The sequence below is a fragment of the Pseudomonas sp. R4-39-08 genome (genome assembly GCF_003852275.1).
Taxonomy (GTDB): Bacteria; Pseudomonadota; Gammaproteobacteria; order Pseudomonadales; family Pseudomonadaceae; genus Aquipseudomonas.
Genome location: NZ_CP027733.1, coordinates 3,713,487 through 3,727,091 on the forward strand (window position 1 = coordinate 3,713,487; position 13,605 = coordinate 3,727,091).

Sequence of the window (13,605 nt, forward strand, 5' to 3'; positions counted from 1 at the left end):
CGGAGAATGCCCATGAACAGCTTTGCGCAACCGCTAACCAGCAATGCCCCGCTGATCGATCGCGACCGCCTGTGGCAATCCTTGATGGACCTGGCCCGGCTTGGCGCCACGGCCAAAGGCGGCGTGTGCCGTCTGGCCCTGACCGACCTGGACCGCCAGGCCCGTGACCTGTTCGTGCAGTGGTGCGAGGCCGCCGGGTGCAGCGTCAGCGTGGATGCCATCGGCAATATCTTTGCCCGCCGCGCCGGGCGCAATCCCGCCCTGCCCCCGGTGATGACCGGCAGCCACATCGACACCCAGCCCACCGGCGGCAAGTTCGATGGCTGCTACGGGGTGATGGCCGGCCTGGAAGTGATCCGCACCCTGAACGACCTGCAGATCGAAACCGAAGCGCCCATCGAAGTGGTGGTGTGGACCAACGAAGAAGGCTCGCGCTTCCCGCCGTGCATGATGGGCTCCGGGGTATTCGCCGGTAAGTTCGACCTGCAGGACACCCTCGACAAACAGGACGAACATGGCCTGTCGGTGGGCGCAGAATTGCAGCGCATCGGTTATGCCGGCTCCCGCCCTGTGCTGGGCCATCCGGTGGGCGCGTATTTCGAGGCGCATATCGAACAGGGCCCGGTGCTCGAGGACCAGGCCACCACCATCGGCGTGGTGATGGGTTGCCTGGGCCAGAAATGGTTCGACCTCACCCTTACCGGCGTCGAAGCCCATGCCGGGCCGACGCCGATGCACCTGCGCAAGGACGCCCTGGTGGGCGCCGCCGAGGTGGTCAGCGCGGTCAACCGCATCGCCCACCAACAACAGCCTCACGCCTGCGGCACCGTCGGGTGCCTGAGCCTGCACCCCGGCTCACGCAATGTGATTCCCGGCCAGGTGCACATGACCCTCGACCTGCGCCACCTGCATGCGGACAAGTTGCACGCCATGGTCGACGAAGTGCGCGGCGTGATCGAAGCCAGCGCCGCCCGGCACGGCTTGACGTTCGAACTGACCCCCACCGCCGACTTCCCGCCCCTGGACTTCAACCCCACCTGCGTGAATGCCGTGCGCGACGGCGCGAAGGCCTTGGGCTTGAGCCATATGGATATCGTCAGCGGCGCCGGGCATGACGCGATCTTCGTCGCCGAACTGGGCCCGGCCGGGATGATCTTCGTGCCGTGCGAAGGCGGCATCAGCCATAACGAAATCGAAAACGCCGCGCCGGATGACCTGGCGGCGGGTTGCGCGGTGCTGCTGCGCGCCATGGTCAATGCCGCACAGGGAGCCCAGCCATGAGCGAAATCGGGCAACTGACGGCGGTGCAACTGCTGCAGCATTTTCGCGACAAGACCTTGTCGCCGGTGGAGGTCACCGAGGACGCGCTGTTGCGTATCGAGCGCTATAACCCGCTGGTGAATGCCTACTGCCATGTGGACCCGGAAGGTGCGTTGAATGCGGCACGCGCCGCCGAGCAACGCTGGCTCAAAGGCCAGCCCTGCGGCGCGCTGGACGGCGTGCCGGCCTCGATCAAGGACTTGACGCTGACGGCGGGCATGCCCACCCGCAAGGGTTCGCGCACCACGTCCGCCGAAGGGCCGTGGGACGTCGATGCACCCTTCACCGCCTTCATGCGCAAGGCCGGCGCGGTGCTGCTGGGCAAAACCACCACCCCGGAGTTCGGCTGGAAAGGCGTCACCGACAACCCGCTGTACGGCATCACGCGCAACCCCTGGGACACCCGCACCACGGCGGGCGGTTCGTCCGGTGGCGCCGGGGCGGCAGCGGCGCTGAACCTCGGCGTGCTGCACCAGGGCAGCGACGCGGGCGGCTCGATCCGGATTCCCTGTGCGTTCACCGGCACCTTCGGCATCAAGCCGACCTTCGGTTATGTGCCGCAATGGCCGGCGAGCTCGATGACGATCCTGTCGCACCTGGGCCCGATGACGCGCACCGTGGAAGACAGCGTGCTGATGCTGCAGGCCGTGGCGCAGCCGGACGCGCGGGACGGGCTGATCGGTGCGCCAAGGACCACGCCGTGGCTGACGCCAGGTAACGATCTGAAGGGATTGCGCATCGCCTACAGCCCGACCTTTGGTTACGTGGATGTCGACCCGCAGGTGGCCAGGGTGGTCGCCGCGGCGGTCGATGGCCTGGTGCAGTTGGGCGCCCATGTCGAACAGATCGACCCCGGCTTCAGCGACCCGTTGGAAGTCTTCAGCACCTTGTGGGCCGCCGGCGCCGCGCGCTTGATTCGCAGCATGAGCGACGCGCAGAAGCAACTGCTGGATCCCGGCCTGTTGCGCATTGCGCAACGGGGCGAACGCTTGAGCCTGGATGATTTCAATGCGGCCCTGGAGGCACGTGCGGCGCTGGTCGCGCGGATGGCGGCGTTCCATGAGCACTACGACGTACTGGTGTCACCGATGATGCCGATCACCGCGTTCGAGGCCGGGCACACCGTCCCGCCGGGTTCGGGCCTGGAGGAATGGACGCTGTGGACGCCGTTCACCTACCCCTTCAACCTCACCCAGCAACCGGCCGCGTCGGTGCCGTGCGGGCTGGCGGCGAATGGGCTGCCGGTGGGGCTGCATGTGGTGGGTGCGCGGTTTGCCGATGAGCAGGTGTTGAGGGTGTGCCAGGCGTACGCCAAGGCATTCCCCACCCAACACCTGCAAGCCCCGATCACCCAAGCACTCTAGATCCAAATGTGGGAGGGGGCTTGCTCCCGATAGCAGTGGTTCAGTCAATTAATCTGTCACTGATCCACCGCCATCGGGAGCAAGCCCCCTCCCACATTTTTGACCGCATTCCAGTCCCTAACCTCTACAATGCCCCATTCATTTCCGGGGGGCTTCATGGACATCGAACTGGCACGCACCTTTCTCGAAATCACCCGCTGCGGCAGCCTGGCCGCGGCGGCGGAGAAACTGCACGTTACCCAGACCGCCATCACCGCACGGGTGAAAAACCTGGAAAACCAGTTGGGCAGTACGCTGTTCGTGCGCAATCGCGCCGGGGCCAGGCTGACCGCCGATGGCGAGGCCTTCGTGGTGTACGCCAACCAGTTGCTGCAAACCTGGGAAGCGGCACGCCGTGACCTGCCGTTGCCCGATGGCTATCGCAATGTGCTGCATATCGGTGGCGAAGTCAGCCTGTGCAACCCGTTGATGCTCGGCTGGGCCAAGGCGCTGCGCGAGCGGATACCGGGGCACGCGCTGCGCACGGAAGTGCGTGAAGGCGAGTACCTGTTGCGCCAGTTGGAGCTGGGGGTGCTCGACGCCGCGCTGGTGTTCCAGCCGCAATACTGGCCGGGCTTGCAGGTGGAGCAGGTGCTGGAAGAAAAACTGATCCTGGTGCAACTGGCGAGCAAGCCCGAGCCCTACGTGTATATCGATTGGGGCCCAGGCTTTCGCCAGCAGCACGACGCCGCCCTGCCCGACCGGGCGCGTGCTGCGGTGAGTTTCAACCTGGGGCCGCTGGCGTTGCAGTACATCCTGGAGAACGGCGGCGCCGGGTATTTCCGCACGCGGGTGGTGCAGAGTTACCTGGACAGCGGCGTGATGCAGCGCGTGGCCAAGGCGCCGGAGTTCAGTTTTCCGACCTATCTGGTGTACTCGCGGGCACGGGACTCGGCGGTGCTGCAGCAGGCGTTGACGCTGTTGCGCGAGGTGGTCAAGGCCGAAGGTGACTGGTCGCAACGCTGGGACCCGCTGATTTGAATCACCCTGCACCTGCGCCCATGCTAGCCTGCGGGTGTTTCCTCTCGCAGCCTTACCGATGAACAAGAAAAAGTCCGTCACCATCAGCGACATCGCCAAACGGGTGGGCATGACCACCATCACCGTGTCCCGGGCGCTGAGCAAACCCGACCTGGTCAAACCCGCCACCCTGGCGCGCATTCTGGAAGTGGCGCGCGAGCTCGACTACGTGCCCAACGCCTTCGCGCGCGGGCTCAAGCGCAGTGAGAGCCTGATCATCGGTGTGATCACCGCATCCGTAGACAACCCGTTCTACAGCGAGATGATCAAGGCGATTTCCCGCGAAGCGAAAAAACACGGCTACACCATCATGCTGGTGGACACCGATGAGCTGGAAGAACTGGAAAGCAAGGCCGTCGATACCCTGCTGGGGTATCGCGTGGCGGGGATCATCCTGTCGCCGGTCTCCGATGAGCCAAGTTACCAGCCCGACTATCTCGAGCGCCTGGGCAACGGCAAGACACCGGTGGTGCTGCTTGACCGCACGCTGCATGACAGCCCATTCAGCCGCGTGGTGCTCGACAACTACCACAGCGGCATCCAGGCCGCGCAGTACCTGCTGCGCCAGACCCCGGACCTCAAGCGCCTGCTGGTGCTGACCGGCCCCGAGCACTCGCGCATCACCGTGGAACGCCTCAAGGGCCTGCGCGAAGTGCTCGCCGAACATCCCCAGGTGCAGGTCGAAGTGCAGGCCGGGGACTACACGTTGATGCCGGCTTACCTGCACACCCTCGACTACCTCGCCGCGCACTCGGCGCCGGACGCGATCATGGGTTTCAACCAGTTGATCACCCTCGGCGCCCTGCGCGCGTTGCGCATGCACAACATCGCCCATGACAGCCTGACCATCTGCGGCATCGACCGCCTGCCCTTCGCCGACATTTTCGGCGTGCCCATCGCCTGTGTGGCCCACGACGCATCCCTGGCCGGCAGCAGCGCGGTGCGACTGCTGCTCGATCGCCTGCAAGACCCGCACAGACCACGGGACAAGGTGGTTATCGCCGGGCAGCTGGAGAACGGCTAGCGGCTGGTATAGCCGCCATCGATGGGCAGGCTCACGCCGCTGATCATGCTGGCGGCATCGCTGAGCAGGAACAGCACGGGCAACGCCACTTCCACGGTTTGCGCAAAACGGCCGAGGGGAATCGCAGCCAGCGCCGGATCTCGCTTGGCCGGATCCGACCAGGCCATGGTCGCCATCGGCGTGAGCGTGACAGTGGGGTTGACACTGTTGACGCGAATGCCGAAGCGGCCCCATTCAGCGCACTGCACGCGGGTGATCGCATCCAGCGCGGCCTTGGAGGCGCAGTAGCCGAGATGATCATCCAAGGCCACCAGCGAGGCCTGGCTGGACACGTTGACGATACTGCCGGCGATGCTCGCCTCGATCATCCTCGCCGCGACACGGCTGGCCACCTGCGCAGCGGCGCGGGCGTTGACGTTCATCACCTGGTCGAAGGCCGCAGCGCTGATGGAAACGGCGGGCTCCAGGCGTGAAATGCCGGCGCAGTTGACCAGGCCGTGCAGGGGCGGCAAGTCTTGCAATGCTTTATCGAGGGCCGCGCTGTCGGCGATATCCAGGCTCAGGGTATGGCAGCCTAATTCGGCCAAAGCTTGAGCATCGCGGCCCAGGGCGAATACTTCAGCGCCGCTGAGGATGAGCTGTCGGGCGATCTCGCGACCGATGCCACTGCTGGCGCCGGTGACGAGGATGCGGTGACGGGTGAAGTCAAAGCTGGCCTGCATAAATGAATTCCCAAAATAATGAAGATCCCCTGTGGGAGGGGGCTTGCCCTATGCCATTCAGTTAAGGCTTTTTGTAGGAGCGAGCTTGCTCGCGAAAAACTCACAAGCACCGCGTTTATTCAGGAAGCACGCGTTATCGTTGACGTTTTTCGCGAGCAAGCTCGCTCCTACAGACGGTGGTGTACGCTTAACTGACTGGCATTAGGGCAAGCCCCTCCCACATTTTTGGCCAATGTTGGGTCAGGTGGCTTGCAGGTTGTGCATGATCGGTTTCAGGGCCGGGTAGAGCTTCAGATATTCGGAAAACGCCTGGTCGTAGATCGCGACGTTCTCGCGCTTGGGCTGTGCGCGCAGCGTCAACTGCACCCAGCCCTTGTCCATCTGCCCATCACTGACCATCCCCACCGTATGCGCCGCCAACAATGCAGCGCCGAGCGCTGCTTCGACTTCCTGGACAAGGGTGTACACCGGGTAGCGCGTCACATCCGCGATGATTTGCATCCACAGATCCGAATGGCTCGCACCGCCCACTACGATCAAACGCGGGTCAAGGGAATGCGCGCCCTGGGTGCCGGCTTCGATGTTGTGGCGCAGGGCAAAACTCACCCCTTCGAGCACGGCGCGGTACAGGTGCAGGCGCGTGTGATACAGGTTCAGCCCGACAAAACTGCCACTGGCGCGGTCATCCCATACCGGGCTGCGCTCGCCCATCAGGTACGGCAGAAACAGCAGGCCCTCGCTGCCCGCCGGGATCGTCATCGCGCCGTGTTCCAGCAGCGCCAGGCTGTCCTGGCCGGTGGCCTGGGCCTGTTGCTCCTCGGCCTGGCAGAACTGCTCGCGAAACCAGCTGACCGACGCCCCGGCGGTGATCGCGCCGCCGAAGATGTACAGGTCGCGATGGCCGTTATAGACGTGAGGCATGCTCACCAACCCGTGGTGCGCGTCGACCTGCTGGTTGAGGTAGCCCCAACACATGCTGGTGCCGATCATTGCCACATGGTTGCCCGGTTGGGTCACGCCTGCAGCCAGGGTCGCCATGGCCGCATCCACGCCACCGGCGAGCACCGGCGTGCCTGCCTGCAAGCCCAGGCGGGCGGCCCAGTCTTCCAGCAAACCGCCCACCACTTCGCCGGAATACACCAACCGCTCGGGCATCATCGAGTGCGGGATGCCCAGCGCATCGAGCATCTCGCCCGACCAGCTGCGCGCAGCCACATCGTAGACACCGCCGATATTGCCGGCGCTGCTGTGGTCCACCGCCAGCGCGCCGGTCAGGCACCAGTTGATGTAGCTGTTGGGCGGCAGCAAATAGCGCGTACTGGCCCACACCTCAGGCCGATGCTGCTTGAGCCAGAGCATCTTGGTGAAGCCGTAGTAACTGTCCACCGAATTCCCGGTGATCGCGAACAGCCGCTCCAGGTCCATGTGCTCACGCACCCACTGCACCTGCTCGCCAGCGCGCCGGTCCATCCAGATCAGGCACGGGTGCAACGGGGTGATCTGCGCATCCACCGCGATCCCCGAACCGCCATACAGGCTGCTGATGCACAGCGCCTTGACCTGCGCCTGCTCCACACCGGCCTTGACCATGCACTGCGCCACGCACGCCTCGACCGCCGCCAACCAGACCTGCGGCCATTGCTCGGCCCAGCGCACTTTCGGGGTATCCACGCGATACCCCTGGCTGTGCTGGGCGATGAGCGTGCCGTGGGCATCCACCAGCAGCGCCTTGGTGCTCTGGGTTCCGATATCGACCCCGATCACGTAGTCCATGGTCAGAGCACCGGCTTCAACAAGACCTTGATCGACTTCGTGGAATTGGCCAGCTCGAAGGCTTCGGCAAAGTCATCCAGCGGGAAGTCATGGGTCACGATGCCCTGGGAGGTGACCAGACCGCGTTCGAACAGGTCGATGGCGATCGGGTAGCAATACGGGCCGAGGTGGGCGCCGCGTACGTCCAGCTCCTTGCGGTCGCCGATGATCGACCAGTCCACGCTGGTCTCGGCGCCGAACACGCTGAACTCGACGAAACGCCCCAGCTTGCGGATCAGGTCCAGGCCCTGGGTGACGCCGGCCGGTACGCCGGTGGTCTCGATGTACACGTCGCAGCCATAGTTGTCAGTCAGGCCGTTGATGATCTCGCGGGCGTTGTCGCGGGACGGGTTGATCACCACATCGGCACCGAACTTCTTCGCCAACGCCAGGCGCTCGTCGACCATATCGATCACCACCAGTTTCTTCGGCGTCTTCAGCGCCGCCACCTGCACCATGCACAGGCCCAGGGTACCGGCGCCGGCAATCACCACCACGTCATCGAGCTGGATATCGCCACGGTTGACCGTGTGGATCGAGCAGGCCATCGGCTCGACCAGCGCCGAGTCTTCCAGGGACACCGACTCGGGAATCCGGTGCACGATGGCGGTCTTGGGAATGCGCATGTACTGCGCCATGCCGCCCTCGGCGACTTCACGCTGGAAGCCGAAGATGTTGTGCACTTCGCACATCCAGTATTTGCCCGACTTGCAGAAACGGCACTTGGCGCACGGCACGATCTGCTCGGCGATCACCTTGTCCCCCACCGCCACTTCGAAGTGTTCCTCAGCGCCCTCGCCCGCCTCCACCACATAGCCAAAAAACTCGTGGCCCGGCACCACCGGCGCCTTGACCCAGGGGTTGTCGCCGCCCCAGAACATCGCCGCGCCGGAATGGCACTTGCAGTCGCTGGCGCAGATACCGCACGCGGCGATACGGATCACCAGTTCATTGGCGCGCGCCTGGGGTTTGCCGATGCGCTCCAGACGGTAGTCTTTCGGGCCGTGGCAGACGACGGCTTGCATCTCTGTGTGCTTGTCCATGGTGTTCGTCCTGTATTGATCGTTGTTTATCGATGGCGCTGACGGCTGATAAAGATCGCCAGCAAAATGATTGCGCCCTTGATCACGCTCTGCACGTAAGGCGAGACGCCGAGCATGTTCAGGCCGTTGTTCAAAACGCCGAGCAGCATGGCGCCCAGCAGCGTGCCGACGATCACCCCGCGCCCACCGGCAATCGATGCCCCGCCCAGTACCACGGCGGCAATCGCATCCAGCTCGAAGGACACGCCGGCATTCGGCTGGCCGCTCATCAAGCGCGACGTCAGCACCAGCCCGGCAATCGCGGCGGTGAGGCCGCTGATGCCGTACACCAGCAACTTGAAGCGCGCCGCCCGCACCCCGGACAAGCGCACCGCCTCTTCATTGCCGCCGATGGCGTATATGTAGCGGCCGATGCGCGTGTGCTGCAGCAGCACATAAGCCGCCAGGTAGGTGAGCAGCATGATCAGGATCGGCACCTGGATGCCCCACACGCTGGCGCGGCCGAAGACCGCGAACCACTCCGGCAGCCCGGAAATCGGGTAGCCGTCGGTGTACATCAGCCCGAACCCACGGGCGATGCCCATGGTCGCCAGGGTCACGATGATCGGCGGCATATGCAGGTAGGCCACGAACAGGCCGTTGCCGATGCCGAACGCCACCCCCACCAGCATCCCCGCGCCGATGGCCAGGCCCGGCGGCACACCCGCGACCATCAAGCCGGCCGTGAGCGTGCCGGACAACGCCATCACCGGCCCCACCGACAGATCGATGCCGCCGGTGAGAATCACGCAGGTCATGCCCACCGCGATAATCGCGTTGATCGATACCTGGCGGGCGATGTTCGACAGGTTGCTGGCGGTGAGAAAGGTGTCACTGGCCAGGATCATCACCAGGGTCACCACCACCAGCCCGACGAAGGGATAAAACGCCGGCGAGCGCAGCAGCCGCGCCAGGTTCAGGCGCAAGCGGCCGGTGCCTGCAAGGTTAATGGACGTATTCACTGGAGCCCCCTGTTGCATGGCGCATGACCTCTTGAGGATTGACGGCGGACGCTTCCAGCACCTTGACGATCGCGCCCTTGTGGAACACCGCGACGCGGTCGCACATGCCGATGACTTCCGGCAGTTCGGAGGAAATCATGATGATCGCGTAGCCCTGTTCGGTCAGGCTGCGCATCAGCGCGTAGATCTGCGCCTTGGCCCCCACATCGATGCCACGGGTGGGTTCGTCGAACACCAGCACGTCGCAGTGGTGGTTGATCCAGCGGGCGATCACGACTTTCTGCTGGTTGCCGCCGCTGAGGTTGAACACTCGGCTTTCAGCGCTGGGCGCCTTGATCGATAGCTGGCGCATCAAGGCTTCGACGCTGGCGCATTCCCTGGCCTTGTCGATCAGGCCCGTGGCGTTCTGGTATTTGGGCAGGTTATTCAGCGAGATATTTTCGCGAATGCTGAAGTCGGTGATCAGCCCTTCGCTCTTGCGGCTCTCCGGCAGCAGGCCGATGCCATGGGCAAGTGCCTGGGCCGGGTCGTCGAGGCTGACCTTTGCGCCGCGCAGCCATACGTCTTTGCTCACCGAGGGCAGCGCGCCCATCATGCCCAGGGCCAGCTCGGTACGGCCGGAACCGACGAGGCCGGCAAAGCCGAGAATCTCACCCTTGTGCAGGTTGAAGCGGTTGTGCGGGCCGTTGCGCACCAGCTGAATGTCCTTGACCTCCAACAGCAAAGGCCCGCGTTCTGTGGTGGGTTTGGGCGGGAAACTGCAGGCCAGGCGGCGGCCGACCATCATTTCGACCAAGCGGTCGATGTCGCTGTCGGCCACATCGGTGACGCCCACGTTAGCGCCGTCGCGCAGCACGCTGATGCGGTCGCACACCTGGAAAATTTCTTCCAGATGGTGCGAGATAAAGATCACCGCCACGCCCTGGCGCTTGAGCTCGCGCATGATCTCGAACAGCAACTCGGCTTCGCTGGGGGTCAGCGTCGCGGTGGGTTCATCGAGCACCAGCAAGCGCGCGTCCAGGGCCAGGGCCTTGGCGATTTCGACGAACTGCTGCTCGGCCACGCTCAGGTGCTTGACCGCGCAATCAAGGTTGATCGACACACCCAGGCGCTTGAACAGCGCTTCGCAGGCCTCACGCATGTCGCGCTTGCGCAACAGGCCGAAGCGGTTGCTCAGTTCATGGCCGAGGAAGATGTTTTCCACGGCCGTGAGGTAGGGAATCAGGCTGAACTCCTGGAACACGATGCCGATGCCGGCGGCAATAGCGTCCCGGTAGGTCGCAAATTGCCGGGCCTGGCCGTCGATCAGGATCTGCCCTTCGTCCTGATGCTCGACACCGCCGAGGATTTTCATCAGGGTGGATTTGCCCGCGCCATTTTCCCCGAGCAACGCGTGGATTTCGCCGCGCTCCACTTGCAGGTTGATGGACGTGAGGGCTTGTACCCCCGGGTAACGCTTACAGATATTTTCCAGCTTCAGAAGACTGCTCATACCGCCGACCTCGCATTCAGAAGGACAACCCGAGCCCCACGGCGGGCGTGGGGCGCGGGCGATTTACCAGCTGAAATCCTTGGCCTTGGCCTGGTCGATCAAGGTGATGTCCACCGGCAGCGTGGCGGGCACTTGCGCGCCCCACTTCCTGGCCAGGGCAATGCCCAAGGCAAGGCGGATCTGGTCGCGCGGGTACTGGGCCGAGGTGGCGATGAATTTGCTGCCGGGTTTCTGGATCGCCTTGATCGCTTCCGGCGCGCCGTCGACACTGACCAGCTTCACATCCAGGCCGCTGGCTTCAATGGCCGACAGCGCACCAAGGGAGCCGTTGTCGTTCACGCTGAAAATGCCCTTGAGGGTGGGCTGGGCCTGCAACATGTTTTCGGTGACGGTCAGCGCCTGGTCACGTTCCTGCTTGCCGTTCTGGATGCTGACAATCTTGATTTGCGGGTGCTTGGCCACCGCCTCCTTGCAACCGCGCACACGTTCCAGGATCGGCACCACGGCGATGCCGTCGAGGATGGCGATGTTGCCTTGGTCACCGATATTTTTGGCCAGGTATTCGCAGGCCTGGAAACCGGCGTCGTAGTTTTTCGAGCCGACGAACGAATCCAGCGGGCCATCGGCCTGGGCGTCTACCGCCACCACGACCACACCGGCGGCATGGGCGGACTTGACCGCCGATTGCACGCCCACCGAGTCGGTCGGGTTGATCAGCAGGATATCGATGCCTTTTTGCAGCATGTCTTCGACATCGCTGACTTGCTTGGACACGTCATGGCGGGCGTCGGTGATGATCAGTGTCGCACCAATGCTCGCGCCGGCTTCTTCCAGGGCGTTTTTCATGGTGACGAAATAAGGATTGTTGATTTCCTGGAACGAAGCGCCGATGCGGATCGGTTTGGCGGCGTCGGCATAAACGGCGGAAACGCTGCCCAGGGTGATGCTGGCAGCCAGTAAACACAGGGTTTTCGGGAGCATTTTCATGGCATGGGTCTCTGTTTTGTTTTTATTTTTAGAGCAAATGTTATCGTTAACATTTTGCGAGAAGCTAGCAAGTAAATGAGGCCCGCGCAAGGGGCCGTTGATCAGTCTTGATTCAAATGTGGGAGGGAGCTGATCGTTCCCACGCTCTGCGTGGGAATGCCTTCTGCGACGCTCCGCGTCGCGCCAACCGCTGCACGTTTCGGCTACCGCGCACAGGTGACGCAGAGCGTCACGGGCTGCATTCCCACGCGGGAGCGTGGGAGCGATCTATACACACGAAGCAAAAAAAGGGGCAGCCCCTGGAGGCTGCCCCTTCTGTTTCACATCACGCTGTCACGGGATGATGGTCTGGGTGCAGATATGCCCCAGGCTGACGTATTGCTTGTTATCACCGCCGACGCCCACGCCGGGGAACTCGGCCAGTTCGATGCGCCAGCCACCCTCGTTGTAGGTGGTTCTCCACCGGTACGGTACACCGGTGCTGCTGTCGTTGATCACCGTGGTGTAATCACCGAAGCAGGTGCCGATATTGGCCGTGGCCGTGGACGCACCGGCGCTGTTGGTGGTCGCCGGGTAGTCGACCCAGTGGAAGTTCAGGTCAACGAAGTGGTTGTCCACGCGCAACACCGGGGTGACGCCCAGCAGCGGCGCGCCGGTGGAGTCAGACCACTGGGTGGACCAATTCAACTGCCGCGCGGTTTGGGTGGCCAGCGGAGCCTCGCTGACCGGCACCCGCACGATGTTGTCACCCTTCACATCAAACGTCTTCAGGCTCGGCGTGGAACCCAGGCTCAACTGGTAATACTTGCTCGGGTCCTGCGCCACCGCCGGGTTGGCCCGCACACGCACCTTCACCGTGGTGCCCGGCGCGACGCTCGGATAGGTCGAGGTGGAACCCGCCGGCACGGTGATCCAATTGGCACCATCGAAGCGATCGAAGATCCACTGCTCACGGCTGCCGTTCTCATCGCCCGCCAGGTACATGCTCACGCTTTGGCCACGGACCGCCTTGAAGTCGAAATAATCGACGTCGCCGGCATTGTCGAGGTTACCGCTGAGCTTGTTCATCGAGTCCGGCAAGACGAACGCGGTTTGCGCGCTGTCGTTGGGCTCAAACGCGTCGACGTTGCTGTCCACCGCCACGCCGAAACTGAACTGCGCGTTATCGGCGACATTGGCCACCATGTACCAGTAATAATCACCGGCCGGCAGTACACCGTTGAGGTATTCATCGGCATTGCCCGCGGCATCCGAAGTCCCCACCACACTCAGGTTGCCCTGGCCGTCGTCCTGAAACAGGGTCAGCGCCATATCCGCGCCTGCGCTCTGGTTGACCAGTTGCACCTGCACCCGCGCGTTTTGCGCCAGGTTGAAGTGGTAGGCAAATTCGTTACCGGCCTGCACTCCATCGACGGTGTAGAGCGTGTTGATATCCAGGGTTGGGAACAGCGGCTCAAACGCTGCAACCGCCGCGTTTTTCAGCTCGCTTTGCGCCGGTTTCTTCAGCGCACCGACCACGCTGTCGAACGGCGCGGACTTGGGGGCTTTGGTCACTGCCTTGGATTGGCCGGATTTGGCCACCGACAGTTTCTTTTTGAGTTGCGGCGAGACCTGCGAGGCGTCCAGCTTGCCGCCGGACTTGAGCGCTTTGTTCGCGGCCTGCTTGACCGCTTCGGCACTGAGTGTCCGAGGCGCTTGATCAGCGAGGGAGAAGGCCGAGACGAAGCAGGAGGCCATCACGGCCGCACTTAGCATAAGGGCTTTTTTCGATTTCATTTTTT

11 protein-coding genes are annotated in these 13,605 nt (G+C 63.6%); 4 read left to right on the forward strand and 7 right to left on the reverse strand.

Going from position 1 to position 13,605, the window contains the following annotated elements; translation table 11 throughout:
- Positions 1-12 precede the first annotated feature (12 nt).
- From C4J88_RS17140 to C4J88_RS17155, 4 genes are all read left to right on the forward strand, one after another.
- Entirely contained in the window at positions 13-1,281 is a 1,269-nt protein-coding gene (locus tag C4J88_RS17140) for a Zn-dependent hydrolase (RefSeq protein WP_124367544.1), read from the forward strand.
- Positions 1,278-2,684 carry an amidase gene (locus C4J88_RS17145; RefSeq protein ID WP_124407637.1) on the forward strand — a complete coding sequence of 469 codons (1,407 nt, stop codon included), beginning with the start codon at positions 1,278-1,280 and terminating at the stop codon, positions 2,682-2,684. Before C4J88_RS17140 ends, C4J88_RS17145 begins: the two co-directional genes overlap by 4 nt.
- A 156-nt stretch (positions 2,685-2,840) precedes the next feature.
- Complete coding sequence (locus C4J88_RS17150; protein WP_124367546.1) at positions 2,841-3,704, forward strand: LysR family transcriptional regulator; 864 nt, start codon at positions 2,841-2,843, stop codon at positions 3,702-3,704.
- A gap of 58 nt (positions 3,705-3,762) precedes the next feature.
- The gene (locus C4J88_RS17155) at positions 3,763-4,767 is read left to right on the forward strand and encodes a LacI family DNA-binding transcriptional regulator (RefSeq protein ID WP_124407638.1); all 1,005 of its coding nucleotides are present in this window, start codon (positions 3,763-3,765) and stop codon (positions 4,765-4,767) included.
- On the opposite strand, the gene C4J88_RS17160 is transcribed toward C4J88_RS17155, so the two are convergent.
- The 7 genes from C4J88_RS17160 to C4J88_RS17190 all read right to left on the reverse strand — a co-directional run bounded on the left by C4J88_RS17160 (position 4,764) and on the right by C4J88_RS17190 (position 13,600).
- Complete coding sequence (locus C4J88_RS17160) at positions 4,764-5,489, reverse strand: SDR family oxidoreductase (protein WP_124367547.1); 726 nt, start codon at positions 5,487-5,489, stop codon at positions 4,764-4,766. The two genes, C4J88_RS17155 and C4J88_RS17160, sit on opposite strands and share 4 nt — an antisense overlap.
- Positions 5,490-5,729: 240 nt before the next feature.
- The gene (locus C4J88_RS17165) at positions 5,730-7,262 is read right to left on the reverse strand and encodes an FGGY-family carbohydrate kinase (protein ID WP_124407639.1); all 1,533 of its coding nucleotides are present in this window, start codon (positions 7,260-7,262) and stop codon (positions 5,730-5,732) included.
- Between the two features lie 2 nt (positions 7,263-7,264).
- Positions 7,265-8,344, reverse strand: a complete 1,080-nt coding sequence (locus tag C4J88_RS17170; protein ID WP_124407640.1) for an alcohol dehydrogenase catalytic domain-containing protein — start codon at positions 8,342-8,344, stop codon at positions 7,265-7,267.
- Positions 8,345-8,370: 26 nt separating this feature from the next.
- Positions 8,371-9,363 carry an ABC transporter permease gene (locus tag C4J88_RS17175; protein ID WP_124407641.1) on the reverse strand — a complete coding sequence of 331 codons (993 nt, stop codon included), beginning with the start codon at positions 9,361-9,363 and terminating at the stop codon, positions 8,371-8,373.
- On the reverse strand, positions 9,329-10,837 hold the full coding sequence (locus tag C4J88_RS17180) for a sugar ABC transporter ATP-binding protein (RefSeq protein WP_124407642.1): 1,509 nt from the start codon (positions 10,835-10,837) through the stop codon (positions 9,329-9,331). Before C4J88_RS17180 ends, C4J88_RS17175 begins: the two co-directional genes overlap by 35 nt.
- Before the next feature lie 63 nt (positions 10,838-10,900).
- Positions 10,901-11,824, reverse strand: coding sequence for a substrate-binding domain-containing protein (locus C4J88_RS17185; protein ID WP_124407643.1), 924 nt, complete (start codon positions 11,822-11,824; stop codon positions 10,901-10,903).
- A gap of 333 nt (positions 11,825-12,157) precedes the next feature.
- Positions 12,158-13,600: a hypothetical protein gene (locus C4J88_RS17190; protein WP_124407644.1), complete on the reverse strand. Its 1,443-nt coding sequence runs from the start codon at positions 13,598-13,600 to the stop codon at positions 12,158-12,160.
- Between the last annotated feature and the right edge of the window lie 5 nt (positions 13,601-13,605).

Excerpts from the sequence above, each read along its gene's own strand:
- C4J88_RS17160 (WP_124367547.1), bottom strand. The coding sequence starts at position 5,489 with ATGCAGGCCAGCTTTGACTTCACCCGTCACCGCATCCTCGTCACCGGC.
- C4J88_RS17150 (WP_124367546.1), top strand. The coding sequence starts at position 2,841 with ATGGACATCGAACTGGCACGCACCTTTCTCGAAATCACCCGCTGCGGC.
- C4J88_RS17185 (WP_124407643.1), bottom strand. The coding sequence starts at position 11,824 with ATGAAAATGCTCCCGAAAACCCTGTGTTTACTGGCTGCCAGCATCACC.
- C4J88_RS17140 (WP_124367544.1), top strand. The coding sequence starts at position 13 with ATGAACAGCTTTGCGCAACCGCTAACCAGCAATGCCCCGCTGATCGAT.
- C4J88_RS17165 (WP_124407639.1), bottom strand. The coding sequence starts at position 7,262 with ATGGACTACGTGATCGGGGTCGATATCGGAACCCAGAGCACCAAGGCG.
- C4J88_RS17190 (WP_124407644.1), bottom strand. The coding sequence starts at position 13,600 with ATGAAATCGAAAAAAGCCCTTATGCTAAGTGCGGCCGTGATGGCCTCC.
- C4J88_RS17170 (WP_124407640.1), bottom strand. The coding sequence starts at position 8,344 with ATGGACAAGCACACAGAGATGCAAGCCGTCGTCTGCCACGGCCCGAAA.
- C4J88_RS17145 (WP_124407637.1), top strand. The coding sequence starts at position 1,278 with ATGAGCGAAATCGGGCAACTGACGGCGGTGCAACTGCTGCAGCATTTT.
- C4J88_RS17155 (WP_124407638.1), top strand. The coding sequence starts at position 3,763 with ATGAACAAGAAAAAGTCCGTCACCATCAGCGACATCGCCAAACGGGTG.
- C4J88_RS17175 (WP_124407641.1), bottom strand. The coding sequence starts at position 9,363 with ATGCAACAGGGGGCTCCAGTGAATACGTCCATTAACCTTGCAGGCACC.
- C4J88_RS17180 (WP_124407642.1), bottom strand. The coding sequence starts at position 10,837 with ATGAGCAGTCTTCTGAAGCTGGAAAATATCTGTAAGCGTTACCCGGGG.